This window comes from Brachybacterium sp. EE-P12, from assembly GCF_003711805.1.
In the GTDB taxonomy this organism is placed as follows: Bacteria; Actinomycetota; Actinomycetes; order Actinomycetales; family Dermabacteraceae; genus Brachybacterium.
Genome location: NZ_QXCP01000006.1, coordinates 228,655 through 254,503, shown reverse-complemented (window position 1 = coordinate 254,503; position 25,849 = coordinate 228,655). Strand labels below are relative to the sequence as shown.

General features: G+C 73.4%; 28 protein-coding genes, 1 tRNA gene and 1 pseudogene. 11 read left to right on the top strand and 19 right to left on the bottom strand.

Going from position 1 to position 25,849, the window contains the following annotated elements:
* Positions 1-28 precede the first annotated feature (28 nt).
* Positions 29-226, top strand: coding sequence for a hypothetical protein (locus D1648_RS10680; protein WP_122941561.1), 198 nt, complete (start codon positions 29-31; stop codon positions 224-226).
* 3 nt (positions 227-229) lie between these two features.
* On the opposite strand, the gene D1648_RS10675 is transcribed toward D1648_RS10680, so the two are convergent.
* The 8 genes from D1648_RS10675 to D1648_RS10640 all read right to left on the bottom strand — a co-directional run bounded on the left by D1648_RS10675 (position 230) and on the right by D1648_RS10640 (position 9,022).
* On the bottom strand, positions 230-1,426 hold the full coding sequence (locus D1648_RS10675) for a metallophosphoesterase family protein (protein WP_122941559.1): 1,197 nt from the start codon (positions 1,424-1,426) through the stop codon (positions 230-232).
* 96 nt (positions 1,427-1,522) lie between these two features.
* Positions 1,523-3,202, bottom strand: a complete 1,680-nt coding sequence (locus D1648_RS10670) for an ABC transporter ATP-binding protein (protein ID WP_122941557.1) — start codon at positions 3,200-3,202, stop codon at positions 1,523-1,525.
* On the bottom strand, positions 3,199-4,227 hold the full coding sequence (locus tag D1648_RS10665) for an ABC transporter permease (protein WP_122941555.1): 1,029 nt from the start codon (positions 4,225-4,227) through the stop codon (positions 3,199-3,201). Before D1648_RS10665 ends, D1648_RS10670 begins: the two co-directional genes overlap by 4 nt.
* Before the next feature lies 1 nt (position 4,228).
* Positions 4,229-5,311: an ABC transporter permease gene (locus D1648_RS10660; protein WP_122941552.1), complete on the bottom strand. Its 1,083-nt coding sequence runs from the start codon at positions 5,309-5,311 to the stop codon at positions 4,229-4,231.
* On the bottom strand, positions 5,308-6,954 hold the full coding sequence (locus tag D1648_RS10655) for an ABC transporter substrate-binding protein (RefSeq protein ID WP_122941550.1): 1,647 nt from the start codon (positions 6,952-6,954) through the stop codon (positions 5,308-5,310). Before D1648_RS10655 ends, D1648_RS10660 begins: the two co-directional genes overlap by 4 nt.
* Positions 6,955-7,133: 179 nt before the next feature.
* Positions 7,134-7,508 carry a DoxX family protein gene (locus D1648_RS10650; protein ID WP_122941548.1) on the bottom strand — a complete coding sequence of 125 codons (375 nt, stop codon included), beginning with the start codon at positions 7,506-7,508 and terminating at the stop codon, positions 7,134-7,136.
* Between the two features lie 54 nt (positions 7,509-7,562).
* The gene (locus D1648_RS10645; protein WP_122941546.1) at positions 7,563-8,624 is read right to left on the bottom strand and encodes an NYN domain-containing protein; all 1,062 of its coding nucleotides are present in this window, start codon (positions 8,622-8,624) and stop codon (positions 7,563-7,565) included.
* Between the two features lie 53 nt (positions 8,625-8,677).
* Positions 8,678-9,022 carry a cupin domain-containing protein gene (locus tag D1648_RS10640; protein WP_122941544.1) on the bottom strand — a complete coding sequence of 115 codons (345 nt, stop codon included), beginning with the start codon at positions 9,020-9,022 and terminating at the stop codon, positions 8,678-8,680.
* Positions 9,023-9,120: 98 nt separating this feature from the next.
* Between D1648_RS10640 and D1648_RS10635 the strand changes: the two genes are divergently transcribed.
* Positions 9,121-9,573, top strand: coding sequence for a hypothetical protein (locus tag D1648_RS10635; protein WP_122941542.1), 453 nt, complete (start codon positions 9,121-9,123; stop codon positions 9,571-9,573).
* Here the strand turns inward: D1648_RS10635 and D1648_RS10630 are convergent.
* Positions 9,512-10,420, bottom strand: a complete 909-nt coding sequence (locus D1648_RS10630; protein WP_122941539.1) for a LysR family transcriptional regulator — start codon at positions 10,418-10,420, stop codon at positions 9,512-9,514. The genes D1648_RS10635 and D1648_RS10630 overlap by 62 nt on opposite strands.
* A 71-nt stretch (positions 10,421-10,491) precedes the next feature.
* On the opposite strand from D1648_RS10630, the gene D1648_RS10625 reads away from it, so the two are divergent.
* From D1648_RS10625 to D1648_RS10600, 6 genes are read left to right on the top strand one after another with little or no spacing between them, the layout of a single operon-like run.
* Complete coding sequence (locus tag D1648_RS10625; RefSeq protein WP_122941537.1) at positions 10,492-11,541, top strand: putative sulfate exporter family transporter; 1,050 nt, start codon at positions 10,492-10,494, stop codon at positions 11,539-11,541.
* Between the two features lie 47 nt (positions 11,542-11,588).
* Complete coding sequence (locus tag D1648_RS10620; RefSeq protein ID WP_122941862.1) at positions 11,589-11,987, top strand: molybdopterin-binding protein; 399 nt, start codon at positions 11,589-11,591, stop codon at positions 11,985-11,987.
* Positions 11,984-12,739 (top strand): molybdate ABC transporter substrate-binding protein, encoded by a 756-nt coding sequence (gene modA / locus D1648_RS10615; protein WP_122941535.1) that lies wholly within the window; start codon positions 11,984-11,986, stop codon positions 12,737-12,739. The genes D1648_RS10620 and modA overlap by 4 nt, the downstream gene beginning before the upstream one ends.
* Positions 12,736-13,506, top strand: coding sequence for an ABC transporter permease (locus tag D1648_RS10610; protein ID WP_122941533.1), 771 nt, complete (start codon positions 12,736-12,738; stop codon positions 13,504-13,506). The genes modA and D1648_RS10610 overlap by 4 nt, the downstream gene beginning before the upstream one ends.
* Complete coding sequence (locus D1648_RS10605) at positions 13,503-14,513, top strand: sulfate/molybdate ABC transporter ATP-binding protein (protein ID WP_122941531.1); 1,011 nt, start codon at positions 13,503-13,505, stop codon at positions 14,511-14,513. Before D1648_RS10610 ends, D1648_RS10605 begins: the two co-directional genes overlap by 4 nt.
* Positions 14,510-15,124 carry an endonuclease III gene (locus D1648_RS10600; protein WP_122941528.1) on the top strand — a complete coding sequence of 205 codons (615 nt, stop codon included), beginning with the start codon at positions 14,510-14,512 and terminating at the stop codon, positions 15,122-15,124. The genes D1648_RS10605 and D1648_RS10600 overlap by 4 nt, the downstream gene beginning before the upstream one ends.
* On the opposite strand, the gene D1648_RS10595 is transcribed toward D1648_RS10600, so the two are convergent.
* Positions 15,087-15,923, bottom strand: coding sequence for an alpha/beta fold hydrolase (locus tag D1648_RS10595; protein WP_122941526.1), 837 nt, complete (start codon positions 15,921-15,923; stop codon positions 15,087-15,089). The two genes, D1648_RS10600 and D1648_RS10595, sit on opposite strands and share 38 nt — an antisense overlap.
* Before the next feature lie 27 nt (positions 15,924-15,950).
* Here D1648_RS10595 and D1648_RS10590 point away from each other — a divergent pair, with 27 nt between their 5' ends.
* The 3 genes and pseudogenes from D1648_RS10590 to D1648_RS10580 all read left to right on the top strand — a co-directional run bounded on the left by D1648_RS10590 (position 15,951) and on the right by D1648_RS10580 (position 19,099).
* Positions 15,951-16,424 (top strand): MarR family winged helix-turn-helix transcriptional regulator, encoded by a 474-nt coding sequence (locus tag D1648_RS10590; protein ID WP_122941524.1) that lies wholly within the window; start codon positions 15,951-15,953, stop codon positions 16,422-16,424.
* Positions 16,425-16,548: 124 nt separating this feature from the next.
* A pseudogene (locus D1648_RS18510) lies at positions 16,549-17,487 on the top strand (flavin-containing monooxygenase); the annotation flags it as partial.
* A 199-nt stretch (positions 17,488-17,686) separates the two neighbouring features.
* A complete protein-coding gene (locus D1648_RS10580; RefSeq protein ID WP_164518678.1) occupies positions 17,687-19,099 on the top strand; it encodes a LuxR family transcriptional regulator in 1,413 nt (470 codons plus the stop codon).
* 102 nt (positions 19,100-19,201) lie between these two features.
* On the opposite strand, the gene D1648_RS10575 is transcribed toward D1648_RS10580, so the two are convergent.
* From D1648_RS10575 to obgE, 9 genes are all read right to left on the bottom strand, one after another.
* Positions 19,202-19,274, bottom strand: a tRNA-Ala gene (locus D1648_RS10575).
* A 54-nt stretch (positions 19,275-19,328) separates the two neighbouring features.
* Positions 19,329-19,964 carry a histidine phosphatase family protein gene (locus tag D1648_RS10570; RefSeq protein WP_122941517.1) on the bottom strand — a complete coding sequence of 212 codons (636 nt, stop codon included), beginning with the start codon at positions 19,962-19,964 and terminating at the stop codon, positions 19,329-19,331.
* Positions 19,961-20,338: a ribosome silencing factor gene (rsfS, locus tag D1648_RS10565; protein WP_122941515.1), complete on the bottom strand. Its 378-nt coding sequence runs from the start codon at positions 20,336-20,338 to the stop codon at positions 19,961-19,963. Before rsfS ends, D1648_RS10570 begins: the two co-directional genes overlap by 4 nt.
* Complete coding sequence (locus D1648_RS10560; protein WP_122941513.1) at positions 20,335-20,907, bottom strand: hypothetical protein; 573 nt, start codon at positions 20,905-20,907, stop codon at positions 20,335-20,337. Before D1648_RS10560 ends, rsfS begins: the two co-directional genes overlap by 4 nt.
* Positions 20,904-21,479, bottom strand: a complete 576-nt coding sequence (gene nadD, locus D1648_RS10555) for a nicotinate-nucleotide adenylyltransferase (protein ID WP_241155462.1) — start codon at positions 21,477-21,479, stop codon at positions 20,904-20,906. Before nadD ends, D1648_RS10560 begins: the two co-directional genes overlap by 4 nt.
* A gap of 35 nt (positions 21,480-21,514) precedes the next feature.
* A complete protein-coding gene (locus D1648_RS10550) occupies positions 21,515-21,697 on the bottom strand; it encodes a hypothetical protein (protein ID WP_122941509.1) in 183 nt (60 codons plus the stop codon).
* 88 nt (positions 21,698-21,785) lie between these two features.
* Complete coding sequence (locus tag D1648_RS10545; RefSeq protein ID WP_122941507.1) at positions 21,786-23,075, bottom strand: glutamate-5-semialdehyde dehydrogenase; 1,290 nt, start codon at positions 23,073-23,075, stop codon at positions 21,786-21,788.
* A gap of 34 nt (positions 23,076-23,109) precedes the next feature.
* Positions 23,110-24,255, bottom strand: coding sequence for a glutamate 5-kinase (gene proB, locus D1648_RS10540; protein WP_122941504.1), 1,146 nt, complete (start codon positions 24,253-24,255; stop codon positions 23,110-23,112).
* A complete protein-coding gene (gene obgE / locus D1648_RS10535; protein WP_122941502.1) occupies positions 24,252-25,787 on the bottom strand; it encodes a GTPase ObgE in 1,536 nt (511 codons plus the stop codon). The genes proB and obgE overlap by 4 nt, the downstream gene beginning before the upstream one ends.
* Positions 25,788-25,849 lie beyond the last annotated feature (62 nt).

Sequence of the window (25,849 nt, the reverse complement as noted above, 5' to 3'; positions counted from 1 at the left end):
GTCCACGGGGACTCCGGGAGGATCCGTCATGACCGCACCGACCCCTCCGCCCCAGGACGAGCCGCAGGGACCTCCACAGGGCCCGCAGCACGTCACCCCGCCGCCGGCGGACCCGGTGCCCCGGTCCTCCGCACAGCAGAACCTGATCATCGCGTCGGCCCTCGCCGGGGGCGGGTGCGTGATCGTGCTGCTCGTGGTCATAGCGCTCCTGCTCACCTGGAGCTGAGGCTCAGCCGACCCCTTCCGGGAACTCGGCCGGCTCGCTCGGCTGGGTGCCGGCGGTGAGGTCGACGCCGTAGTCCTTCGCGAAGCGCAGCTCGGTCCCGGCGTAGATCCCCTCGACGCTCTCGTCGAGGTGGAACACGCGGGCACCGCGCAGGCGGTGCTCGTCCGCGCCGCCCAGGCCGTAGGGCCCGAAACCCGTGCCGGGCGCGTAGCCGAGCTGGATGCCGTAGTAGTCGGCGACGTAGGTGTTGATGTGGTCGTGGCCGACGAACAGGCCCTTCACGTCGCCGCGCTGAAGCATCGCCGCGAACATGCCGGAGTTGAAGGGACCGGGGCATTCGTCCTCGTTGCGCTCCCCGACGATCGAGTGCTTCTGCGCGGCGCGGGCGTGGTCCTCCTCGGTGCGGGAGTCGACGCTCGCGAACCAGGCGAAGCGGTGCTCCCACAGCGCGATGTGCTGGAAGACGATCCCGGGGACGAGGCCGCGGTTGCGCCGCTCGAGCGCAGCGGAGGTCTCGAGATACCACTGCACCTGGTCGGGGCGCAGCCAGTCCCAGTCCGGGTAGCCCTCGAAGTCCTGCCCGGCGATCTGGTCGGGGGCGTAGCGGCCGGAGTCCAGCAGCCACAGGGCGAAGGCGTCACCCTTGTCGCGGGAGGGACGGACCGTGAGGACCTGGTTGCCGGTGCCGGTGATGCCGCCGGCGCCGGGGGTGTTGAGGTTGTGGGAGTACTGGCGCACGAAGTCCACGTACGCGCTCTCGTCCATCCCGGTGCGCTCGCTCGAGTCCTCGTCGTGGTTGCCGAAGGTGAGCGCCCAGGGGATGCCGCGGTCCTCCATCGGCCGCACCACGTTGTTGATCGCCTGCTTCGCCTCCAGCGCACTGGTGGGGGCGCCGTCGATGACGTCGCCGTTGATCAGCGCGAAGTCGGGCTCGACGTCGTCGAGCACCGCCTCCTGCAGCGCGATGGTGCGGCGGTCGGTGCGGGGGCCGTCCTGGGTGTCGTTGAACTGGACGACGGTGAAGGTGCCGTCCTCGCGGAAGCGGAGTCGATTGCGGACGATGCCGTCCTTCCCGGCGGGGGCCGAGGGCGCGGCGCTCGCGGTGCCGGACGCGCCGGCGGTCGCGAGGCCGGCGACCGCCGCGGCGGTCGAGCTGCGCAGGACGCCGCGACGGGACGGCGAGAGGGGTGAGGAGGTCACGGGGACGCCTTTCTCGAGGAGGGAGGGGCACCTCCACAGAACCCTCCCGGGGGCGACGCGCGCCACCCCCGGGTGCTGAACTCCGGGTGAATGCCCTCAGCGCCGCCGCGCCTCCCGCCGCCGCGCCTGCTCGACCGGGTCCGGCACGGGCAGCGAGGCGATGAGCCGACGCGTGTACTCGTGCTGCGGGCGCTGCAGCACGTCCGGCCCGTGCCCCTGCTCGACGAGCTCTCCGCGGTAGAGCACCCCGATGCGGTGGGCGAGGGAGTCGACGACGGCGAGGTCGTGGCTGATGAACAGCGCCGCGAAGCCGAGCCGCTGCTGCAGCTCGCGGAACAGCGCGAGCACCGTCGCCTGGACGGAGACGTCCAGGGCGCTGGTCGGCTCGTCGGCGATCAGCAGCTCGGGGCCGAGCACGAGAGCCCGCGCGAGGGAGACGCGCTGGCGCTGCCCGCCGGAGAGCTCGTGCGGGTACCGCTGCGCGTAGTCGCCGGGCAGCTCGACCGCCGCGAGCAGCTCGCGCACGCGCCGGGTGTGCTCGGCGGCGCCGAGCTCGCGCTCGTGGACGACGAGCGGCTCGGCGATGCACTGCTCGATGGTGAGGTGGGGGTTGAAGGAGGTGGCCGGGTCCTGGAAGACGAAGCCGATCCGTCGGCGCAGCGGGGTGAAGGTCCGCTCCCGCATCCCGTGCATCTCGTGCCCGAGCACGCTGAGGCTCCCGCCGGTGGTGCGCTCGAGGCCCGCGACCGCCCGGCCGATGGTGGTCTTGCCCGAGCCGGACTCCCCCACCAGGCCGTACACCTCCCCGGCGCGGATCTCGAAGTCCACGCCCTGGACGGCGCGGAACGGGGCGCGGCCCAGACGCCCCGGATACTCGATCACCAGCTCGCGGGCGGTGACCAGAGGCTCCGCCTCGGTCAGCGCCTGCTGCGCCTCGGGCGGGAGCGCCGTCCAGGCGGAGCTGCGACCCAGATGCGGCACGGCGGCCAGCAGCGTGCGGGTGTACTCCTCGCGGGGGCTCGCGAACAGCTCGCGCGCCCCGGCGCGCTCGACGATGCGGCCGTGGTGCATCACCGCGACCGTGTCGGCGAGGTCCGCGACCACGCCCATATTGTGGGTGATCACGATGATCGAGGTGCCGAAGCGGTCCCGCACCTCGCGCAGCAGGTCGAGGATCTCGGCCTGCACGGTGACGTCGAGGGCCGTGGTCGGTTCGTCGGCGACGATCAGCTCCGCGCCGAGCGCGAGCGCCATCGCGATCATGATCCGCTGCTTCTGCCCGCCGGAGAACTCGTGCGGGTACCGGTCGATCCGCTCGGACGCGTCGGGGATCCCCACCGACTCGAGCGCCCTGACGGCCTCGGCCCGGATCTCCTTGCGGGTGATGCGGGGTCGGTGCGCGCGCAGCCCCTCCCCGATCTGCCACCAGATCGGGAAGACGGGGTTCAGGGCGCTGGAGGGCTCCTGGAAGATCATCGAGACGTCCTCGCCGCGCAGGCGGCGCAGCGCCGAGGGGGACAGGCTCACCACGTCGGTGCCGGAGACCAGCACCGTGCCGCTCGCCTGCGCCGTCTCGGGCACGAGCCCCAGCACGGAGCGGGCGGTGACGGACTTTCCGGAACCGGACTCGCCGACGACGGCGAGGATCTCCCCGGGGGCGACCTCGAGGCTGACGCCGTCCACGGCGTGGACGTCGCCGGCGTCGGTCGCGAAGCGGATGTCGAGGTCCCGGATCTCGAGTCGCGCGGCGGTATCGTCCGGGCGGGCCTCGGTCATGCGGACACCTTCCTCTCGCTGCGGCGGCGCCGGCGGGTGCGCAGGCGCGGGTCGTTGAGGTCGTTGACGGATTCGCCGACGAGGGTCACACCGAGCACGGCGAGCGCGATCGCGGCGCCCGGGAACAGGCCCGTCCACCAGATCCCGCTGGTCGCATCGGCCATCGCCCGGTTCAGGTCGTACCCCCATTCGGAGGCGCTGGTGGGCTCGATGCCGAAGCCGAGGAAGCCCAGCGCCGCGAGGGTCAGGATCGCCTCGGAGGCGTTGAGGGTGAAGATCAGCGGGAGGGTGCGGGTGGCGTTGCGCAGCAGGTGGGTGCCCATCACGCGGCGGTGGCCGGTGCCGATCACCTTCGCGGCCTCGACGAAGGGCTCGGCCTTCAGCCGCACCACCTCCGCGCGGATCACCCGGAAGTACTGCGGGACGAACACGACGGTGATCGACAGGGCCGCGGCGAGGATGCCGCCCCAGGCGTCGGACTGCCCGCCGGAGATCACGATCGACATCACGATCGCCAGCAGCAGCGAGGGGAAGGCGTAGATCGCGTCGGCGAGCATCACCAGCACCCGGTCCAGCCAGCCGCCCACGTAGCCGGAGAGCAGCCCGAGCGCGACGCCGAGGAACAGGGAGGCCACGACCGCGCAGGCCATGACGGCCACCGCCGTGCGGGTCCCCCAGATCACGCGGGAGAGCACGTCGAAGCCGGTGACGGTGGTGCCCAGCGGATGGGCGGCCGACGGCGGCTGCTGGGTGCCGAAGGGGGTGCCGTCGGCGGCGGTCTGGGCGAAGCCGTAGGGCGCGATCAGCGGGGCGGCCACGGCGCTCAGCAGCAGCACCGCGACGATCACGACACCGGCGACGAGCATGCCGCGCTGGAGGCCGACGCTGCGGCGCAGGTGGCTGACGACGGGCAGGCGCAGGTACCAGGGGGCCCGGGCGGTCGCGGCGACGGCCGCGGACTCGGCGGCGAGGTCGGTGCCGCCCGGCTCTCCCTCGCCGACGGGCTCGGGGTTCGACAGGGTCATGTCAGTACCTCACCCTCGGGTCGATGAGCGCGGCGATCACGTCGACGACGAAGTTCGACAGCGCCACGATCACGGCGAGCATCATGACGATGCCCTGCACGGCGACGTAGTCGCGGGCCTTCATGTACTCGGCGAGCATGTACCCCAGCCCGTTCCACTCGAAGGTGGTCTCGGTGAGCACGGCCCCGCCGAGCATCATGGCGATCTGCATGCCCATCACGGTGACGATCGGGATCAGCGCCGGGCGCAGCGCATGGCGGGTGGTCAGCCGGCTCTCGGGCACGCCGCGGGAGCGGGCGGACTCGATGTACTGCATCTCGAGGGTGCCGATCATGTTGGTGCGCACCAGGCGCAGGAAGATGCCGCCGGTGAGGATCCCGAGCGCGACCGCGGGCAGGAGAGCGTGGGTGACCACGTCGCCCAGCAGCGTCATGTCCCCGAGCCGCAGCGCGTCCAGCAGGTAGAACGGGCTGGGGTTCAGGATCCTGCTCATCGTGATCTCGCCGCCCGTGGAGAGCCGTCCGGCCACCGGCAGCCAGCCGAGACCCACCGAGAACACGAGCTTGAGCAGGAGCCCGACGAAGAAGACCGGGGTCGCGTAGCCGAGGATCGCCACGATCCGCAGCACCGCGTCGGGCCAGCGGTCGCGGGTGCGGGCCGCGATCATCCCCAGCGGCACGCCGAGCACGAGCGCGACCACGACCGAGTAGGCGACCAGCTCGAAGGTCGCGGCGCCGTAGGTGGCCAGGATCTCGGTGACGGGGGTGCGGTCGGTGTACGTGGTGCCGAAGTCGCCGCGCAGCACCCCGCCGAGGTAGTCGAGGTACTGGATGATCAGCGGCCGGTCGTAGCCGGCCTCGGCGCGCCGAGCGGCGAGCTCGGCGGGGGTGAGCCGGCCGCCGAGCGCGGCGGTGATCGGGTCGCCGGTGATCCGCATCAGGAAGAACACCACCGTCATCAGGATGAGCACGGTGGGGATGATCAGCAGGAAGCGGATCAGGATGTAGCGGCCGAGGCCCCCCGAGGCCCGACGGCGCGGCCGGCGGGGGGCGCCCTCGACCTCGGTCGTGGCGGGATCGGTCACTTCGACAGCGGGGAGATGCGGAACTTGAAGGAGGAGTCGAGCGTGACGCCCTGGACCTCGGTCGTGGACACCGCGATCTGCGCGCCCTGCAGCAGCGGCAGGGTGGAGACGTCCTCCGCGACGATGTCCTGGATCTGCACGAACAGCGCCTCGCGCTCGTCCGCGTCGGCGGTCCCGCGCTGCTTCTGGATCAGCTCGTCGACCTCGGGGTTCGAGTAGTGGTTGGCCAGGAAGTTCTCGGTGACGAAGAAGGGCGAGAGGTAGTTGTCGGCATCGGAGTAGTCGGGGAACCAGCCCAGCTGGTAGGCGGGGTAGACGTCGGCGACGCGGTCGTCGCTGTACTGGACCCATTCGGTGGACTTCAGGTCCACCTCGAACAGCCCGTCGGCCTCGAGCTGGCTCTGCACCGCGGCGTACTCGTCGCCGGAGGAGTTGCCGTAGTGGTCGGGGTTGTACTGCAGGCTGAGCTGCACCGGGATCTCCACGCCCGCGTCCTCGAGCCGGCCGCGGGCCCGCTCGGGGTCGGGCCCGCCGGAGCCGTCGCCGTACATGTCCTGGAACTGGCTGCCGGCGCCGGGCAGGCCCTCGGGGATGTAGGAGAACAGCGGGGTGTAGGTCTCGTTGTAGACGGAGGTCGCGATGGCCTGGCGGTCGATGAGGTCGGCGACGGCCTGGCGCACGGCGCGGGCCTTGTCGGGGTCGGGGTCCTCGGTCTTCTCCCCGTAGGGGTTGGTGTGGAAGTTGAAGACGATGTACCGGATCTCGCCGCCGGGACCCTCATGGACCTCGACCGCGTCGTCCTCCTGCAGGTCCGCGATGTCGGTCGCGGACAGGGAGCGCCACACGCAGTCGATGTTGCCCTGCTGGATGTCGAGCTTCATGTTGTTCTGGTCGGCGTAGTAGGACATCGTCACGCTCGACGTGGCGGGGGCGTCGAAGAGCCCGTCATAGCCGTCGAAGGCCTCGAAGGTGACCAGCTCGTTGATCTTCCAGCTGGTGATCTTGTACGGGCCGCAGAACGCCTCGGCGTCCACGATCTCGGCGTCGGGCAGCACCTCGTCGGCGGGGAACACCTCGGCGTCGACGATGGGGCCCGCCGGGGAGCACAGCACGTAGGGGAAGGTCTGGTCGCCGGGCTCCTTGAGGTGGAACTCGACGGTGAGGTCGTCGACCGCCTCGACCTTCTCGAGGTTGCCCAGCAGGCTCGAGGGGCCGTTGGGGTCGGCGATCGCGAGCTGCCGGTCGAAGGTGTGCTTGACGTCCTCGCTGGTGAGGTCGTGGCCGTTCGCGAAGGTGAGGCCCTGCTTGAGCGTCACGGTGTAGACGTTGTCGCCGGTGAACTCCGCGGTCTCGGCGAGGTCGGGCTCGGGGACGCCGTCCTCGGAGCCGATCGAGGTGTTCATCAGGTACGCGTAGCACTGGGTCCACACGGTCGAGGAGCCGTTGTCGTAGGCGGCGGCGGGGTCCAGCGCCGTGACCTTGTCGGTGGTGCCGACGGTGAGCGCGCCGCCGCCCCCGCCACCGGATCCGCCCTCGCCCCCGCCGTCCTCGGCGGTCTGGGCGCAGGCGGTCAGCAGCACGGGGACGCCGGCCATGGTCAGCAGCATGGTGCGGCGCTTGGGGGTCAGGGCGGCGTCGAACATGGGTCCTCCAGGAGGCCGGTCGGCATCGGGGGTGGCGATGCCGTGGGGAGGGCGGGCGCGGATGTGATCCCGCGCACCCGCCATGGGGTGGCCTGCACTGTATCGGCCCCGGCGGGACTCGAGCGGGGCTTTGTCCCGCCGCGTCGGCACGGTGACCGAACTGTGACCCCGCTCTCAGCTCACAGGGGGTATGGGCCGAAGCGGGCCCAGGCGACGAGCACGGAGAGCACCGCGAGCACCATCGAGGGCAGCATCGCCCGGGTGGTGTCGCCGCGCCGGATGTGCACGAGCGCCGCGAAGACCATCGTGATCGCGAGCCCCGCCGCCGCCAGCGGCACGAGGACGGTGGCGATCCCGGTCAGCGCGGGCACGACGAGGCCGAGGGCGCCGAGGATCTCGAGCAGCCCGATGCCCTGGACGATCGTGTGGGGGAAGTCCTCGACGTAGGGGGTGCGCTCGATGAGCTGCTCCCGGGGGACGAAGATCTTCATCGCGCCGCTGGCCACGAAGACGGCGGCGAGGGCGAAGGCGAGGATCCACAGCAGCGTGCTCATCGGGCGACCTCCTTGGTGCGGGGCTCCCAGTATCCTCCCGGTGCGGCGGGGCTGTCAGTCCCGGGCGCGCACGAGCCTCTCGTGCCCGGTCTCCTCGAGCACGGCGATGTCGGCGTTGGCCTTGAGGAACTCGGAGAAGGAGCGGAAGCCGAGAGCCTTCTCGCTGAAGGAGGGGTCCATGCGGCGCATGTGCGACTTCACGGCCGAGCTGTGCAGCCATTCGCTGTCGCCGCGGCCGCCGAGCTGGAGGGCGCGCACGAGCAGGCGCGTGGCCGCCTCCCGGGGGTCGTCCTCGCTCTCGTCCTCGAGCGTGTCGTCGAGGCGGTCCTCGATCTCCGCGGAGGCCGCGGCGGAGCCGTCTGCGCCACTCTGACCACCGCGGCCGCCGCGGCGTGAGCCGCTGCCGCTCCCCTGGCCGTCGGGATCGTCGGTGCTCCCGGCGCCCTCGCCGCCGCCCTGGCTCCGTCGGCTGCGCGAGCGCGTGGCCCCGCGTCCCTCCTCCTCGCCGCCTCCGACGCGCCGGGGCCGGGAGCGGGCGGGGGCCGTGGGGTGCTCGACGCCGGGGAGGTTCTCGTAGGACTCGAACTCGTCGCAGGCGGCGGCGAGGGACTTCGCGGTGGAGCCGGCCACGCCGAGCGCGATCACGTAGCGGCCCAGGCGCCGGCAGCGCTGCGCGAGGGGGACGTAGTCGGAGTCGCCCGCGACGATGACGACATGGGTGAGGTCCGGCAGCAGGTAGAGGTCCTCGACGGTGTCCACGGCCAGACGGATGTCGGCGCCGTTCTTGGCGTAGGCGGCGGCGGGGAACAGCTGCACGAGGTCCACGGCGCGAGCGACGAGCTGTGTCCGATAGATGGCGTTGACCGGGGAGGACCAGTCCGCGTAGGCGCGGGTGAGGGTGAGCGACCCGAAGGAGGCCGCGAAGTCGATCACGGCGCCGACGTCGACGGTGGCCTGCGCGAGCCGCTCGGCGATCTCGGGCTCGGTGGGATCCTCGGCGATGCGGTGTCGATCACGGCTGTACGCCTGCCGTCCGTGCACTCGGTCGTACCAGGACATCACGATGTTGTCGAAGTCGAGGTACACGGCCACACGGGGATCCTGGGTCTCTGCCATGACCCCAGTCTGCCCGGTCGGCGGGAGCGGAGGCGAACCGTGCCGCGGCGCGTTCAGCTGCGCGGGTCCTGGATCTGCAGCGACCGGCGGCGGCGATGGACCGTGAGGTACTCCAGTCCGTCCCTCCCGGCCCGGTACCCGCGCACCGTGCGGCGGGGCAGCAGCGCGACGTCGCCGGCGCGCAGCGGCTCCTCGCCCTCCTCCGTCACCAGCACGCCGTCGCCGCGCACCACGTGCACGAGCGTGTCCACCTCGGCGCCGACATGGGCGGGGATCTCCGCCCCCGCGGGCAGACGGATCAGGTTCGAGTCCAGCTCGCGTCCGGGCTCGGCGATGGACCAGACCGCGCCGCGGCGCGGCTCCGAGGGCTGCTCCGCGGTGTTGGTGAGGATCGGCATGTCGCTCCCTCCCGGATCTCGATGTCGCCTCCGAACGTACCCCGTCCACGCCCGCGGTCCGATGCGGGGCGGCGCCGCCGCGGTGGAGGCTCGGGAGCATGGACCTCGACCACACCCGCCGCCTTCCCGTCCTCGCCATGCTCGGTCTCGCCCTGCTCGGGGTGCCGTGCGTGGTCCTGCACGATCTCGACCTGCTCCATGAAGGCACGGCGCCGAACCTGGCCTTCGTCGCCGTGCCTCTGCTGGTGTGGATCGCGGTGGCGCTGCTCTGCCGCATCACCCGCCCCTTCACGACGCTGCTGATGGTGGGGCTCCTGCACGGCGCGATGCTGGTGGTGACCCATCAGCTGCTGTGGAGCGCCTCCTTCGACGGGTCCCCGCCCCGCCTCGGCGGGAACCTCGCGGACCTCGATCCCGTCCTGCAGGCGCTGCTCCTGCGCGCGGCCTCGGTGCCCTCGGGGCTGGCCACGGGGGCGGTGCTCGGCGCGGTCACCGGGGCGGTGGCGTGGCTGCTGTCGCGACGGCGACGAGATCCGCGGCCGGTCCGCTGAGCCGGCGCGGACCGTTCCACACCGCGGTCAGCGGCCGTCGCAGCCGCGGCCCGGCCACGGGAACGCGCAGCAGCTGTCCGCTCTCCAGCCCGCTGCGGACCGCGAGCATGCTGAGCACGGCCGGGCCCGCCCCGGAGGCCACGGCGATGCGGACCGCGGCGTTGCTGCCGAGCTCCTGGACCGGCGGGGTCTCGCCGGCCGCGGGCACGAGCTCCTCGTAGGCGTCGCGGGTGCCGGAGCCTCCCTCGCGCACCACGAGCGGGGTCGCGGCGAGCTCGGCGGGATCCAGCGGTCCCTCGCGCAGGGCCCAGGGATGCTCCGGGGCGACGACCACCACCAGCTCGTCCTCGCGCAGGGTCATGGCGTGCACGTCCCCTGGGAGGCGGGGCGTCTCGACGAAGCCCAGCCGCAGCCGTCCGTCGTGCACCCCGGCGAGCACCTGGGTGGAGTTGAGCACCTCGAGGTCCACGCGGATCCGGGGGCTGCGGCGGCGCAGTTCGGCGAGCCAGGCGGGCATCAGGTGCTCGGCGATGGTCATCGACGCCCCGACCCGCAGCTCCCGTGCGTCCTCGTCGCGGCTGTGCCGCAGCCAGTCGGAGAACTGCTCGGCCGCGTCGAGCAGCTCGCGGGCCTGCGCCGCGTAGAGCAGGCCGGCGGAGGTGGGCCGGGCGCCGCGCGGGTCGCGCTCGAGCAGGACGGTGCCGGCCTGCGCCTCGAGCTGGGCGATCATCCGGCTCGCATTGGGCTGGTGGATCCCGGCGCGCCGCGCGCCGGCGCCGAGGCCGCCCTCGTCGACCACGGCCACGAAGAGCGCGAGGGCCGACAGGTTCGGGAGCGCGGAAGGCATATCAGAACTATATGCCCCGTTGACGATCTGCCGACTACCGGCGGGTCAGGGCCGGTGGGAGCGTGAATGCCATGTCTTCCGCCCCCTCACGTACCCTGTCCCCCGGCTCCTCCGCCGATCCCTCGACGTCGCAGACGCCCTCCCCCTCGATCGTGCCCGGGCTCGCGCTCGCGCTCGGCGTCGCGGTCGCCTCGATGCTCGTCGCGCCGCTGCTGCCGGGGATCAGCGCGCTGATCCTCGCGATCGTCGTCGGCGTCGTACTCGCCAACCTCGCGCCGCTCCCCCGGGCCACGGCGCCCGGCCTCGCGATCGCCTCGAAGAAGCTGCTGCGCGCCGGGATCGTGCTGCTCGGGCTGCAGGTCGCGCTCGGCGACCTGGCCTCGCTCGGCCTGGGGATGCTCCTGGTCGTCGTCGTGGTCGTGGGGGCGGGGATCCTCGGGACGGTGCTGCTGGGCCGCTTCGTCGGCGTCGGCCGTCATCTCACCCTGCTCATCGCCTGCGGCTTCTCGATCTGCGGCGCGGCGGCCGTCGCCGCCGCCTCCGACGTGACGGACCCGGACGACGAGCACGAGGAGGACACGGTCACGGCCGTGGCGCTGGTGGTGCTGTGCGGATCGCTGATGATCGCCGTGGTGCCCGCGGCGGCGGCGCTGCTGGGGCTGCACGGCGAGACCGCCGGCCTGTGGGCGGGCGCCTCGATCCACGAGGTCGCCCAGGTGGTCGCCGCAGGCGGTGCCCTCGGCGGAGGCGCCGCGCTCACCGTCGCCGTGATCGTCAAGCTCGCCCGCGTGCTGATGCTGGCCCCGGTCATGGCGGTGCTGTCGATGCAGCAGCGCCGTCGCGGCGCGAGGGACGGGAAGCAGCCGCCGCTGGTGCAGCTGTTCGTGCTCGGGTTCCTCGCCATGGTGCTGGTGCGCTCCTTCGTGCCGCTCCCGGAGGCGGTGCTCGAGGTGGGCTCGCTGCTGCAGACCCTGCTGCTGGCCGCGGCGATGTTCGCGCTCGGCACCGGGGTGAGGATCGCGCTGCTGAGGCAGGTGGGGGTGCGCCCGTTCGTCCTCGCTGCGCTCTCGACGGTGCTGGTGGCCTCTCTCGCGCTCGGCGGGGTGCTGCTCGCCGCCTGAGGACATCGGTCCCGACGACCCGCATCTGCGGCGCTATGGTGTTCCTCATGACGCAGATGCGGGTTCGGGATGCCGCCACCTTCCTCGGGGTGAGCGAGGACACCGTGCGACGGTGGATCGAGAAGGGGACCCTCGAGGCGTCCCGGGGCCCCGGGGGGCGCACGGTGCTGGCGGGGACGGAGGTCGCCCGGCTCGCCCGGGAGCTGGCGGTGGCTCCCGAGCTGCACGGCGCGACCGCCTCGTCCGCCCGCAACCGCTTCACGGGCCTGGTCACGCGCGTGGTCACGGACACGGTCATGGCGCAGGTCGAGCTGCAGTGCGGCCCCTTCCGCGTCGTCTCCCTGATGAGCAGCGAGGCCGCCCGCGAGCTCGGCCTCGAGCCGGGCAGGGTGGCGAGCGCAGTCGTCAAGGCCACCCAGGTCGTCGTCGAGGTGGAGCCGGCATGAGGCGCATGCTCCGCTCCGCAGCCGCCGCTGCGGCGATCACGCTGACCGCCGTCTCCTGCGGCTCCGGCGGCACCGCCGAGCCGACCATCCTGCAGGTCTTCGCCGCCGCCTCCCTCCAGGAGCCCTTCGAGGAGCTCGGCGAGCAGTTCGAGGCCGAGCACGAGGACGTCGCGGTCGAGTTCACCTTCGCCGGCTCCTCCACCCTTGTCGAGCAGATCCAGCAGGGCGCGCCCGCCGACGTCTTCGCCTCGGCCGACGAGAAGAACATGGACAAGCTCGCCGAGGCGGGCCTCGAGGCCGCCGAGCCGGTCGACTTCGCCTCGAACACCCTGATGATCGCGGTCCCGGCCGGGAACCCCGCCGGGATCACCGATCTCGCCTCCCTCACCGGCGGCGTGAACCTCGTCGTCTGCGCGCCGGAGGTGCCGTGCGGCGCGGCGACGACGACGGTCCAGGAGGCGGCCGGTCTCGAGCTCTCCCCCGTGAGCGAGGAGCAGTCCGTCACCGATGTGCTGAACAAGGTCACCAGCGGCGAGGCCGATGCGGGCCTCGTCTACGTCACCGATGTGGCGAAGGCCGGCGACGCCGCCGAGGGCATCGAGTTCCCCGAGTCGCAGGAGGCCGTGAACACCTACCCGATCACCACCGTCGACGGCTCAACGAACCCCGAGCTGGGCCAGGAGTTCGTCGACCTCGTCACCGGTGAGGAGGGGCAGCAGGTCCTCGCCGAGCACGGCTTCGGCGGCGCATGAGGACCCTCCCGCGCTGGATCCTGCTCCCCGCCGGCCTCGGGGCCCTGTTCGTGATCCTGCCGCTGATCGCGATGGCGGCGCGCGTGGAGTGGAGCGGCTTCTGGGGCCTGCTGACCTCGGAGTCCTCCCTCGCCGCGCTGCGGCTGAGCGTGCAGACCTCGCTCACCAGCGCCGCGGCCTGCGCGGTGCTCGGCGTGCCCATGGCGCTGCTGCTGGCCCGCTCGGACGCGCGCGGCATGGCGCTGATGCGCTCGCTGGTGCTGATCCCGCTGGTGCTGCCCCCGGTGGTGGGCGGCATCGCGCTGCTGTACACCGTCGGCCGGCAGGGCCTGCTGGGCCGGCATCTGGAGGTGCTGGGGATCCACATCGCGTTCTCGACCACCGCGGTGGTGATCGCGCAGACCTTCGTGGCCCTGCCCTTCCTGGTGCTGAGCCTCGAGGGGGCGCTGCGCACGGCCGGCACCCGCTACGAGGAGGCGGCCGCCTCCCTGGGCGCCCGTCCCTCGCGGGTGCTCACCCGCGTGACGCTGCCGCTGGTGCTTCCGGCGCTGATGTCCGGGCTGGTGCTGAGCTTCGCCCGGGCGCTCGGCGAGTTCGGGGCGACGATCACCTTCGCCGGCTCGCTGCAGGGCACCACCCGCACCCTGCCGCTGGAGATCTACCTCCAGCGGGAGAGCGATCCGGAGGCCGCGGTGGCGCTCTCCTTCGTGCTCATGCTCGTCGCGATCGTCGTGATCGCCCTCGCCCACCGCAGGAGGAGCCCATGAGCCTGGTCCTGCGCGCCGCCGTCGCCGAGCGCGACGTCGAGCTCGACCTCGAGGTCGCCCCCGGCGAGACCCTCGCCCTCGTCGGCCCCAACGGCGCCGGGAAGTCCACCGCGCTGTCGCTGATCGCGGGCGCGCTGCGCCCGTCGAGCGGGAGCGTCGAGCTCGACGGCCGCGTGCTCGCCGATGCGCGCACCTGGGTGCCGCCGCACGACCGACGCGTCACCACCCTCAGCCAGGACCCGGTGCTCTTCCCCCATCTCACCGCGCTCGGCAACGTCATGTTCCCGCTGCTGGCCCGGGGCGCGCCGCGCCGGGAGGCCCGCCGCAGGGCGCACGCGCATCTCGCGGAGCTCGGCCTCTCCGCGCTCGCCGCGCGTCGCCCCTCCCAGCTCTCGGGCGGCCAGGCCCAGCGCGTCGCGATCGCCCGTGCGCTCGCCGCGGAGCCGCGCCTGCTGCTGCTGGACGAGCCGATGGCGGCGCTGGACGTCGACGTGGCACCCGCGCTGCGCGAACAGCTGCGGGGCTTCCTCGCCGAGCGGACCGCGATCGTCGTGACCCATGACCTGCTCGATGCGCTCGCGCTCGCCGACCGCATCGCCGTGCTCGAGGGCGGGCGCGGGGTGGGGATCGGCCCGACGGCGGAGGTGCTGACCAGGCCCCGCTCCCCCTTCGCCGCCCGCTTCGCCGGGCTGAACCTCGTCGCCGGCCGCTGGGACGGGGCGCAGGTGCGCCTCGAGGACGGCTCGAGCCTGTCGGCCCTGTGCGAGGAGAGCCCCGGCACGCAGGTCCTCGCCGCGTTCCGGCCCGCTGCCGTGCATCTGGTCGAGGAGGGCGGACTGCGTCGCACCGTCCGCGCCCTCGCTCCGCGCGGGGACCTGGTGCGGGCGGTCACCGAGGACCTCGCCGCCGATCTCCCGCCGCAGGAGGTCGCCCGGCGCCATCTGGTCCCGGGCTCCGCGGTGCGCCTCGCGGTCGCGGGCGAGGACGTGACAGCCTACGAGGCATGATCGATCTGCGCGCCCTGCACCGCGAGCTGCTCGCACGCCACGGCCCGCAGGGCTGGTGGTGGCCCGGCGAGGAGCCCTTCGAGATCGCGCTCGGGGCGGTGCTCGTCCAGCGCTCACGCTGGGAGCAGGCCGCGCAGGCTCTCGCGGCGCTCACGGGGGCGGGACTGCGCGAGCCTGCGCCGCTCGCGAGCGCGGACGAGGATCTGGTGCGCGAGCTCGTGCACCCCGCCGGATTCCCGCGCAGCAAGCCCCGCCGCGTGCAGGCGCTCGCCGCCTGGTGGGCGCGGCGCGCCGAGGCCGCCCCGCGGCTCGACGACACGGCTCTCCGCCATGAGCTGCTCGCCGTGGACGGGATCGGCGAGGAGACGGCCGATGCGATCTCGCTGTACTGCTTCTCCCGGCCAGCCTTCCTGTGCGACGAGTACGCACGACGCGCTCTGCGCGAGCGCGGCGCCGTGGTCCCCGGCTCCTACCGCGCCTTCGCCCGTGCCCTCGCCCCCGCGCTCGAGGACGCCGCCTTCAGCGTGCCCGAGCTCGCGGAGCTGCATGGACTGATCGTCGAGGAGGGCAAGCTCAGAGCACGTCCAGCAGCTCGGCCACCGCGTCGTTGAACGCCTCCGGCGCCTCGAGGTTCGGGTAGTGGGCAGCGCCTGGGATCTCGACGTGCCGCGCGGGCCCGCCGACAGAGCGGGCGAGCCGCTCCCCCATCGCACGGTGATCGTCCCCGTCGAGCGCCCCGGAGACGGTGAGCACGGGGACCGTGATCTCCCCGAGCCGCTTCCAGGTGCCGGTGACCGGTATCGGCGGGACGGGCGGCAGCGGGAGCCCGTCGGGCCCGAGCCGCAGGTGCTGGGCGAGCGTGTCGCGCGCCATGACCTCCACGAGCTCCCACACCTCGGGGTCGACCTGCGCGCGCGTGCGATGCGGCCCGGCGGTGAAGCGCTGGAACACCTCGATCCATGCCTCGGCGTCGGTGCCCTGCTCGGCGGCCCGCCAGTCGGCGAAGGCCTGCAGCGCCCAGGGGTCGGTGAACTCCGGCTCGCTGGTCCCGGTGCCGCTGCACACCACGGCCGCGACCCGCTCCGGGAACTCCAGGGCCAGGTCGACGGCGGTGCCGCCGCCCATCGACACCGCGGCCGCGACGACGCGCCGGATCCCGAGCGCGTCCATGAGCGCGATCACGTCGTCGACGAGCCGGTAGGGCGCCTCGGCGTCGCTCGAGCCGCCGTGGCCCCGCGCATCGGGGGCGAGCACGCGCCGTTCCGGGAACGCGTCCAGCTGCGGCCCCCACATGCGCGAGTCCACCGCCCCGCCGTGCAGCAGGAGGAGCGGCGGGCCGCCCGGGGTTCCGCTGGATCGATAGGAGATGCGCTGGTCGGGGAGGTCGAGGTGTGTCGCCGCAGGAACCATGACACTCAAGGTGTCATAGTTGGCGGCATGTCGGAAGTGCTCTCCCCGGACGATCTCGCCCGCCGCCTCGCCGAGGTCTACGTCGCCCTCGGCCCGGTCTACCGCCGCGTCTCCCGGCTCGTGGAGCAGGACGAGCAGGTCAGCGGTCTGTCCGTCGGGGTGCGCAACGTCCTGGACCAGCTCCGCCGCGACGGGGACCGCACGGTGCCGCAGCTCGCCCGCGCCCAGGAGCTCAGCCGCCAGTACACCCAGCGGATGGTGGACCAGGCACGGACCGACGGGCTCGTCGAGCTGGCCCCGAACCCCGCCCACCGCCGTTCGCACCTCGTGCGCCTCACGCACGCCGGGGAGGCGGCGATCGACTCCGTCCTCGAGCGCGAGCTGTCCCTGCTCGAGCGCGTCGGCGGCGACCTCACCGCTGCGGAGCTCGACGGCACCCTGCGGGTCCTGCACCATATGGACCAGGCGCTCATCGCCCTCGAGCAGGAGACGGGCCGATGACCAGCACTCCTCCCCGGCCTGCGAGGCGTCGCTGCCTCATGGGCATTCCTGCCCATGAGGCAGGCGACCGGGATGGGCGATCCTGCCGACGCGGCGCGGCCGGCGCCGCTCCTACGGTCGAATCATGAAACGCACCGACCCCGCCCCCAGCCGCAGCACCACCGCCCCGGAACCCGCTCCCGAGGACCGCGTCCTCGACGCCGTGGTCGTCGGCGCCGGACAGGCCGGCCTCGCCACGGCCTACCATCTCCGACGGCGGGGGCTGGACCACGTGGTCCTCGAGTCCGCCCGCCAGGTCGGCGACCACTGGCGCCATCAGTACGATTCCCTGCGCCTGTTCACGGCCAACCGGTTCAACTCTCTGCCGGGGCTCGGCGTCTCCGGCGAGCCCTGGGGCTTCGCCGGCAAGGACGAGGTGGCGCAGACCCTCCAGGAGTATGCGGAGCGCTTCGACCTGCCCGTGCGGACCGGCTCTCCCGTTCGGCGGGTCGCGTCGGCCGCCGACGGCGACGGCTTCACGGTCACGACTCCGGCGCACACCTATCGCTCGCACAGCGTCGTACTGGCGACGGGACCCTTCGGGCAGCTGCCCAGCGTGCCCGTGCTCGCCGACCACCTGGACCCGCAGACTCTGCAGCTGCACTCCAGCCAGTACCGTCGGCCAGGTCAGCTGCGGCCCGGATCCGTGCTCGTGGTGGGTGGGGGCCACTCCGGCTGCGACCTCGCCCTCGAGGTGGCCCGCGCCGGCCATCCCACCATCCTGTCCGGTCGCGACCCCGGCCAGATCCCCGTGCAGTGGGACAGCCCGCTGCTGCGCGTCATCATGCCGATGGTCATGCTCCAGCACACCTATGTCTACGACCGGCGCACTCCGATGGGCCGCAGGATGCGATCCCAGGTCCTCCACCACGGTGCTCCGCGGCTGCGCGTGCAGGCCCAGGACCTCGACGACGCCGGCGTCGTGCGCACCCCCGCACGGGTGACGGGCACCCGTGGTGGCCGGCCCCAGCTGGCCGACGGGACCGTCGTCGACGCGGCCAACGTCATCTGGGCGACCGGCTTCCGGCACGACTGGTCGTGGCTCGCCCTCCCCGTCCTGGACGAGGAGGGGTGGCCGCGCGAGTACCGCGGAGTGGCGCGGTACCGCCGCCCACCTGGCCGGGGACTACGAGCGCGCGCAGACGGACCTGCGACTCGCCTACCGGTCCTGCACCGAGGAGGGCGACACCTCGACCGCCTTCTCCGTCGCCTTCGCCCTCGCGATGGTCTTCGGGACCACCTGCCAGCCCGCCCAGTTCAACGGGTGGATCGGCCGGGCCGAACAGCTCGTGGAGGATCTGGACGAGGGGGTGGAGGTGGCCCGCGGCTACCTGCACCTCCTGGAGCTGCACCGGGCGATCCTGTCGGGCGACCTCGCCGGGGTCGCCGGCCTGGGACCTCGGGTCGCGGAGATCGGCCGCAGCCAGCACGTCCCGGACCTGCAGATGTTGGGAGAGGTCGCCCTGGGGCGAGCCGCGATCTACAGCGGTGACGTGCGCGGCGGGCTGGCTCTGCTGGACGGGGTGATGGCCTCGATCCTCGCCGAGGAGACCGGCCCGCTGGCGACCGGCCTGGCCTGGTGCGCCGCCGTCGAGGGGTGCCAGGAGATCGGGGCCGTCGACCGGCTGCGCGAGTGGACCACTGCCCTGGTGGCGTGGTGCGCGACGCACCCGGGGCTGGAGCTCTTCTCGGGCCACTGCTCGGTCCACCACGGTCAGCTGCTCACGCTGCAGGGGCGCTGGGACGAGGCGCTGGTGGCACTGGCCGACTCACGGCGACGGCACGAGCAGCGCGGGGACCTGGGCGCGGCGGGCCTGGCCGAGGGCGCCCGCGGGGACATCCTGCGGCTGCGCGGGCAGCAGACCGCGGCGGCCGCTGCCTATCGCACGGCGTCCGACCTGGGCGGCGACCCGCCGCCTGGACCGTCGCTGCTGTGGCTACGGCAGGGACACACCGACGACTCCGTCGCCGCGGTCCGGCGCTGCCTGGCTCAGTCCCCGCTGCCCGCGCACCGGATCGGGCTGCTGCCCGGCGCGGCGGAGGTGCTGCAGGCCGGCGGAGAGGTCGACGAGGCGGCCGGGCTGGCGGACGAGCTCGACGCCCTGGCCACGCTCACCGGCTGCCCCTCGGTGTCGGCCGCCGCGGCGTATGCCCACGCCGGGGTGGATCTGGCCAGGGGCGACGCGGCCGGCGCCCTGCCCTACGCCCGCAAGGCGGTGCTGCAGTGGGGCGGAGTCGGCTGTCCCTTCGAGGTGGCCCGTGCCCGGGTCGTGCTCGCCCGGGCGTGCGCGGCCATGGAGGACGTCCGGACCGCTGCCGGGGAGCTGGCTGCGGCCCGGCGCACGTTCAGCGAGCTGGGGGCCGCCCCGGACGACTCGGCGGCCGCGGCGCTGGAGGGAGCGCTCCCGACCGCACCCCCTCCTGGTGCAGGGGTGCAGGACGGCCTGACCCCTCGTGAGCTCGAGGTGCTTGCCCTGGTCGTGGCCGGGCGCAGCAACCGGCAGATCGCCAGGGCCCTCGTGATCAGCGACCGGACGGTGGCCCGCCACCTGAGCAACATCTTCACCAAGATCGACGTGGGCTCACGCACCGAGGCCGCCGCCTACGCCTTCCGGCACGGGCTGGCCCCGCCCTGAGCCGTGCCGGCCGTCGGCGCGCCGACCGTCCCGGGACAGCAGAAGGGCCCCGGCATCAGCCGGGGCCCTTCTGACGAGTCACTGTCTCACGAGAGTCTCGAGTGGAGCTAAGGGGATTCGAACCCCTGACCTCTTCCATGCCATGGAAGCGCGCTACCAACTGCGCCATAGCCCCGTGTCGGGTGCCGCCCCATCGGGCGACTCGTCGATATTACCCCGGGCTGCGACCTCAGGTGAAATCGGGGGGCAGGTTGTGTGACAGCAACCTCATCAGGCCCTCCGCGGGCTCGGCATGGACCGGTTCGAGCACCGAGCGGTGGCAGTTCTCGAGCCCGGCGAGGCCGCGGAATCCGTTCGTGTCCAGGCCCAGCAGGGCGGTGATGCCGAGCGTGATCGCGGCCCCGTGGGCGACGACCATGACGGTGCGGCCGGGGTTCTCCTCGACCAGTCGGCGGCAGCCGGCGGCGACCCGCTCCCCCACCTCGGGGCGGTCCTCGATGTCGAGCCCGCGGATCGGGCGGTGCGCGCGCCAGTCGGCGTGCTCCTTCGGCCAGCGGGAGTGGATCTCCTCGCCCCGCAGTCCCTCCCACCGTCCGAAGCCGCGCTCGAGGAAGGCCTCGTCGAGGTCGACCTCGAGGCCGCAGGCGCGGGCGACCACCCCGGCGGTGTCCCGAGCGCGTTCGAGGGGCGAGGAGACGATGAGGTCCGGCGGGGAGGCGGCGATGCTGCGGGCGAGGGTCTCGGCCTGTGTGATCCCGCGATCGTTCAGGGGGATGTCGATCTGTCCCTGCAGGCGGCCCTCCCGGTTGTGGTCGGTCTGGCCGTGCCGCACGAGGACGAGCCGGGTGCGCTGTGCGGACCTCACTCCGTGCGGCCCTCGTCGATCTGCAGGTCGATGACGGGCGCGTCGCGCCACAGCCGCTCGAGGGCGTAGAAGGCGCGGTCCTCGGCATGCTGGACGTGCACGACGATGTCGCCGTAGTCGAGCAGCACCCACCGGGCGTCGCGCTCGCCCTCGCGGCGCAGCGGCTTGCGGCGGCGCTCGGTCAGCAGCGCCTCCTCGACGCCGTCGACGATCGCGGCGACCTGGCGCTCGCTGTCCCCGCTGCACACGAGGAAGACGTCGGTGATCACCACGAGCTCGGAGACGTCGAGGCCGATGACCTCCTCCGCGAGCTTGTCGGCGGCGGCCTGTCCGGCCACCCGGGCGAGGTCGAGGGATTCTTCGGGAGCGGTCACGCTGCGGGGTCCTCCAGGACGGGGTGGGCGGAAGCGGGGTCGAGCAGATCGGGCAGGGCGGGCAGTCCCGCAGCCGAGGCCTCGGCGGGCGAGAGCACGCCGGTGAGCAGCAGCACGACGAGCACCACCAGGGCGAGCGCGATGAGCACCCACACGAGCCGGACCAGGCGGCGGCCGCCGGTGCTCTCGGGGCGGTGGAGCACCTTGCCGTCGAAGCGCGGGGCCGGGCGCGGATCGGGCGCCTCGGAGACGGGCAGCTCCCCGAGCTCGACACCGTCGGCGTCGCGCTCGACCGTCGCGTCGGCGGCGCGGGGTGCGGGGGCGCCGACGGGCTCGGGGGCGGGCTGCTCGCTGAGCTCGATGATGCGGGCGCGGCGCCCGAACTTGCGCAGCGCGGGCACGGGCGCGTCGGCCTCGGGCGGGGGCACCGCGCCGCGCCGGCCGGGGACCTGCGCGATCTCGCCGGTGCCGGGCTCGGCGGCGCTGCGGGCCTCGAGCGCGGCGAGCTCCTCGGGGCTGAGCGCGCGGGCGCGCCGGCCGCGCCGCGGGGTGGTCTCGGGCTCGGTCATCGCCCGTCACCTCCTGTGTAGAGCGCGTACTTGTTGATGTATTGCACCACCCCGTCGGGCACCAGGTACCAGACCGGGGCGCCCGCGGCGACACGGGTGCGGCAGTCGGTGGAGCTGATCGCCATGGCGGGGACCTCGATGAGGGTGACGCCGTCGTCCGGCAATCCGGAGGTGTCCAGCTCGTGGCCCGGCCTCGTCACCCCGACGAAGTGGGCGAGGCGGAAGATCTCCTCGGTGTCCTTCCAGGTGAGGATGTTCTGGAGGGCGTCCGCGCCGGTGATGAAGAAGAGGTCCGCCTCGGGATGCTCGGCGTGCAGGTCGCGGAGCGTGTCGCTGGTGTAGGTCGCGCCGGGGCGGTCGATGTCGACGCGGGAGACCGTGAACACCGGGTTCGCGGCCGTCGCGACGACGGTCATGAGATAGCGGTGCTCCGGGTCGGAGATCTCCTGCTCGGCCTTCTGCCAGGGGCGTCCGGTGGGCACGAAGACCACCTCGTCGAGGCCGAAGACGCTCTGCACCTCGCTCGCGGCGACGAGGTGGCCGTGATGGATGGGATCGAAGGTCCCGCCCATCACGCCGATCCGGCGTCGCTGCAGCTCCACCGGGCTCAGTCGTCGGAGTCGGCGTCGTTCTTCGCGTCGAGGCTGCGGTGGTGCGCACCCCCGGTGAGCCACGTGAGTCCCAGGAGGATCAGGAGGATCGCGAAGGCGCCGAGCCCGATGAAGGGCGCGGGGATGCCCTCGCTCGCTCCGGCGCCGGACTCGGCGAGGATCATGAGCTGGTCGATCATGTTCGTTCAGGCCTTTCGACAGGTGACCGCGCCATCATCCCACAGCCGGGCACGGGTTCCGTCCCCGACGTGCCCGATGGGAGTGGTCTCACGGGCGGACGTGCCCCTGCCCGACCACGAGCCACTTCGTGGTGGTGATCTCGGTGAGCCCCATGGGGCCGCGGGCGTGGAGCTTCTGGGTGGAGATGCCGATCTCGGCGCCGAAGCCGAACTCGCCGCCGTCGGCGAAGCGGGTGGAGGCGTTGGCCATCACCACGGCCGAGTCGACCTCGGCGAGGAAGCGCTGCTGGGAGGCGAGGTCGCGGGTGAGGATCGACTCGGTGTGCCCGGAGGAGTGGGCGCGGATGTGGGCGAGCGCGGCCTCGAGGTCGTCGACGACGGCGACGGCGAGCTCGTGGGCGAGGTACTCCACGTCCCAGTCCTCCTCGGTCGCGGGCACCAGCTCGGCCCCGGTGCCCGCCTCGGCCAGCAGCGCGGCGGCGCGCTCGTCGACGTGCAGGCGCACTCCGGCCCCCGCGAGCGCGGCGGCCAGGCGCGGCAGCGCCTCCTCGGCGACGTCCCGGTGGACCAGCAGGGTCTCGAGCGCGTTGCACACCCCGACCCGCTGGGTCTTGGCGTTCAGCACGATCTGCTCGGCCGCCTCGAGGTCCGCGGAGGCGTCGACGAGCACGTGCGTGGTGCCGGTGCCGGTCTCGATGACGGGCACGAGCGAGTTCTCGACCACGCGGCGGATCAGGCCCGCACCGCCGCGCGGGATCAGCACGTCGACGAGTCCGCCGGCGCGCATGAGCACGTCGGCGCCCTCGCGGCCGTGCGCGTCGATGCCGACGACGAGGTCCGCCGGCAGGCCGCGCTCGACGAGCACCTCGCGCAGCACCGCGATCAGCGCGGTGTTGGAGTGCAGAGCCGCGGAGCCGCCGCGCAGCACGACGGCGCTGCCGGCCTTGAGCGCGAGCCCCGCGGCGTCGACGGTGACGTTGGGGCGCGCCTCGTAGATCATCCCGATGACGCCCATCGGCACGCGCACCTGGCGCAGCTCGAGGCCGTTGGCGAGCACGGAGCCGCGCACCACCTCGCCCACGGGGTCGGGCAGCGCGGCGGCGTCGCGCAGCTGCTGCGCGATCGCCGCGATCCGCCCGGGGTCCAGGGCGAGGCGGTCGCGCAGCCCGGCGGCGATGCCCGCGGCGTCGGCGGCCTCGAGGTCGCGGGCGTTCGCCCCGACGATCTCGTCGGCCCGGTCCACGAGCGCCTCGGCCATCGCCAGCAGCAGCGCGTCCTTGTCCGCACGGTGCAGCCTGGCGAGCACGGGCTGCGCGTCCTTCGCGGCACGGGCGGCGGCGAGCACGGCGTCCTCGACGGTCAGGGTCTTCTCGTCCATGACGGGAGTCTACGAGCGAAGGAGCGCTGCCTGCTCAGAGCACCACCAGCTGGTCACGGTGGATCGCAGGGCGGCGGTACCGCTCCCCCAGCTGCTCGCGCGCCTCGTGCGTGCCGCGCCCCGCCATGGCTCGCAGCTCGTCGCTGCTGAAGGAGGTGAGCCCCCGTCCGATCACGGTGCCGTCCGGGGCGGCGATGTCCACCGGCACGCCGGCGGGGAAGGTGCCCTCCACGCGGGTGACGCCCACGGCGAGCAGGGAGCGGCGCCGGGAGCGCACGGCCCCGGCCGCACCCTCGTCGAGGTGGAGGGTGCCCGCGCCGCGGGTCGCGAAGCGCAGCCACACCAGGCGGGAGCGGCGCCGGCCGTGGTGGGCGGGGAAGAAGGTGCCCACGTCCTGCCCGTCGACCGCCTCGGCGAAGCGCTGGGCGGAGGTCATGAGCGCGGCGGTGCCGGTGGTGGAGGCGAGCTGCGCGGCGGAGAGCTTGGTGACCATCCCGCCGGTGCCGACCTTCGAGCCGACCGAGCCGATGTTCACCCCGGCCAGGCGCGCGACGTCCTCGACGGTCCCGATCCGCTCGGCGCCGGGCTCGCGGGGCGGCGCGGTGTAGAGCGCGTCGACGTCGGTGAGCAGGATCAGCGCGTCGGCGCCGAGCAGCTGCGCGACCAGCGCCGCGAGGCGGTCGTTGTCCCCGAAGCGGATCTCGTGGGTGGCGGTGGTGTCGTTCTCGTTGATGATCGGGACGGTGCCGAGCTCGAGCAGTGCCTCCAGGGCGCTGCGCACGTTGCGATAGGTCTGGCGGCCGATCACGTCGGACTCGGTCAGCAGCACCTGCCCCGTGATCCGGCCATGGGCGGCGAAGGCGCGGGACCAGGCGGTCGCGAGCAGGGCCTGGCCCACGCTCGCCGCGGCCTGCTGCAGCTCGACGGAGGTGGGCCGCTCGGCCAGGCCCAGCGGACCGAGCGCCGCGGCGATCGCGCCCGAGGAGACGATCACGAGCTCCGTCCCGCGGGCGGCGAGGGACGAGGCGACCTCGGCGACGGCGTCGACGCACGCCTGGTCCAGGCGCCCGCGCGCGTCGGTGAGGCTCGAGGAGCCGATCTTCACCACGATGCGCCGGGCCGCGACGAGCTCCTCGCGGGAGGTGAGGCGGGAGGGCTGGCGCAGCTCCGCGACGCTCACCGCGGACCGTCCCCGTCCGCGGAGGGGTCGGCCCAGTGGCCGGCCCTGCGCTCCGCCTCCATCGCGGCGAGGCGGTCCATGCGGGCGGCGGTGCGGGCCCGCTGCTCCTCGCGCTTCTGCTCGCGGGTGGGACGGTGGTGGTCCTCGAGGCGGTCGTCGGTGCCGCGGCGGCCCAGCAGCTCCGCGCCGCCCACCATCGTCGGCTCCCAGTCGAAGACGACCGCGTCGTCCCCCGGGCCGATCAGCACGGTCGAGCCGGCCACGGCCCCGGCGGCGAAGAGGCGGTCCTCGACGCCGAGCTTCGCGAGGCGGTCGGCGAGATATCCGACGGCTTCGTCATTGGCGAAGTCGGTCTGGCGCACCCAGCGCTCGGGCTTGTCGCCGCGGACACGGAAGGCGGTGCCGCCGTCGTACTGCTCGGTGACGACCTCGAAGGCCGGCTCGTCGCTCCCGCGCGGGGTGAGCACGACGGGCGCGGCCTCGGGGGCGGGCAGTGCGGCGCGGGCCTGCTCGACGAGCTCGCCGAGCAGATAGGACAGCTCGCGCAGCCCCTTGTGGGAGACGGCGGAGACGTCGAGGATCGGCACCTCGCGCTCCCCGAGCCGCTCGCGGACGAGGTCGGCCATGTCGGCGCCGTCGGGCAGATCGGTCTTGTTCAGCACGATGACGCCGGGCCGCTCCATGAGGGGCACCCGGGCCCCGGCCTCCTCGTCGAGGCTCGCCGCATAGGTCGCGAGCTCCGCCTCGATCGTCTCGAGGTCGCTGACGGGGTCGCGGTCGGACTCGAGCGCGGCGGCGTCCAGCACGTGCACGAGCACGTGGCAGCGCTCGATGTGGCGCAGGAAGTCCAGACCCAGGCCCCTGCCCTCGCTCGCGCCGGGGATCAGCCCGGGCACGTCCGCGATCGTGTACCGGTGCTGCCCGGCCTCGACCACGCCGAGGTTCGGCACCAGGGTGGTGAAGGGGTAGTCGGCGATCTTGGGCCGCGCCGCGCTCATCGCGGCGATGAGCGAGGACTTCCCGGCGCTCGGGTAGCCCACCAGCGCCACGTCGGCGACGGTCTTGAGCTCGAGCACGAGGGTGCGCTCCTGACCTGGCTCGCCCAGCAGCGCGAAGCCGGGGGCCTTGCGCTGCTTCGAGGCCAGCGCCGCGTTGCCGAGGCCGCCGCTGCCGCCGCGTGCGGCGACGAAGCGGGAGCCGATCCCGACGAGGTCCGCGAGCACCGTGCCGTCCTCGCTGGTGACCACGGTGCCGTCGGGCACGGGCAGCACGAGGTCCGCGCCGTTCGCGCCGTGGCGCAGATCGCCCTTGCCGAAACCGCCGCCGGTCGCGCGCTGATGCGGCTTGTGGTGGTACTCGAGCAGGGTCGTGGTCGACGCGTCGACCTCGAGGATCACGTCTCCGCCGCGGCCGCCGTCGGCGCCGTCGGGCCCGGCGAGGGGCTTGAACTTCTCGCGACGGATGGAGGCGGCGCCGTGCCCGCCGGATCCCCCGACGACCTGCAGCCGGACGCGGTCGACGAATGTGGCCATGGGTGCTCTCCGATGGTGGTGATAAGCGACGAGGGGCGGAGCGATCGGCTCCGCCCCTCGAA

Coding starts and splice junctions, on each gene's coding strand:
- D1648_RS10680 (WP_122941561.1), top strand. CDS start 29: ATGACCGCACCGACCCCTCCGCCCCAGGACGAGCCGCAGGGACCTCCA.
- D1648_RS10670 (WP_122941557.1), bottom strand. CDS start 3,202: ATGACCGAGGCCCGCCCGGACGATACCGCCGCGCGACTCGAGATCCGG.
- D1648_RS10665 (WP_122941555.1), bottom strand. CDS start 4,227: ATGACCCTGTCGAACCCCGAGCCCGTCGGCGAGGGAGAGCCGGGCGGC.
- D1648_RS10655 (WP_122941550.1), bottom strand. CDS start 6,954: ATGTTCGACGCCGCCCTGACCCCCAAGCGCCGCACCATGCTGCTGACC.
- D1648_RS10650 (WP_122941548.1), bottom strand. CDS start 7,508: ATGAGCACGCTGCTGTGGATCCTCGCCTTCGCCCTCGCCGCCGTCTTC.
- D1648_RS10645 (WP_122941546.1), bottom strand. CDS start 8,624: ATGGCAGAGACCCAGGATCCCCGTGTGGCCGTGTACCTCGACTTCGAC.
- D1648_RS10640 (WP_122941544.1), bottom strand. CDS start 9,022: ATGCCGATCCTCACCAACACCGCGGAGCAGCCCTCGGAGCCGCGCCGC.
- D1648_RS10635 (WP_122941542.1), top strand. CDS start 9,121: ATGGACCTCGACCACACCCGCCGCCTTCCCGTCCTCGCCATGCTCGGT.
- D1648_RS10630 (WP_122941539.1), bottom strand. CDS start 10,420: ATGCCTTCCGCGCTCCCGAACCTGTCGGCCCTCGCGCTCTTCGTGGCC.
- D1648_RS10625 (WP_122941537.1), top strand. CDS start 10,492: ATGTCTTCCGCCCCCTCACGTACCCTGTCCCCCGGCTCCTCCGCCGAT.
- D1648_RS10620 (WP_122941862.1), top strand. CDS start 11,589: ATGACGCAGATGCGGGTTCGGGATGCCGCCACCTTCCTCGGGGTGAGC.
- modA (WP_122941535.1), top strand. CDS start 11,984: ATGAGGCGCATGCTCCGCTCCGCAGCCGCCGCTGCGGCGATCACGCTG.
- D1648_RS10610 (WP_122941533.1), top strand. CDS start 12,736: ATGAGGACCCTCCCGCGCTGGATCCTGCTCCCCGCCGGCCTCGGGGCC.
- D1648_RS10605 (WP_122941531.1), top strand. CDS start 13,503: ATGAGCCTGGTCCTGCGCGCCGCCGTCGCCGAGCGCGACGTCGAGCTC.
- D1648_RS10600 (WP_122941528.1), top strand. CDS start 14,510: ATGATCGATCTGCGCGCCCTGCACCGCGAGCTGCTCGCACGCCACGGC.
- D1648_RS10595 (WP_122941526.1), bottom strand. CDS start 15,923: ATGGTTCCTGCGGCGACACACCTCGACCTCCCCGACCAGCGCATCTCC.
- D1648_RS10590 (WP_122941524.1), top strand. CDS start 15,951: ATGTCGGAAGTGCTCTCCCCGGACGATCTCGCCCGCCGCCTCGCCGAG.
- D1648_RS10580 (WP_164518678.1), top strand. CDS start 17,687: ATGGTCTTCGGGACCACCTGCCAGCCCGCCCAGTTCAACGGGTGGATC.
- D1648_RS10560 (WP_122941513.1), bottom strand. CDS start 20,907: ATGACCGAGCCCGAGACCACCCCGCGGCGCGGCCGGCGCGCCCGCGCG.
- nadD (WP_241155462.1), bottom strand. CDS start 21,479: ATGGGCGGGACCTTCGATCCCATCCATCACGGCCACCTCGTCGCCGCG.
- D1648_RS10550 (WP_122941509.1), bottom strand. CDS start 21,697: ATGATCGACCAGCTCATGATCCTCGCCGAGTCCGGCGCCGGAGCGAGC.
- D1648_RS10545 (WP_122941507.1), bottom strand. CDS start 23,075: ATGGACGAGAAGACCCTGACCGTCGAGGACGCCGTGCTCGCCGCCGCC.
- obgE (WP_122941502.1), bottom strand. CDS start 25,787: ATGGCCACATTCGTCGACCGCGTCCGGCTGCAGGTCGTCGGGGGATCC.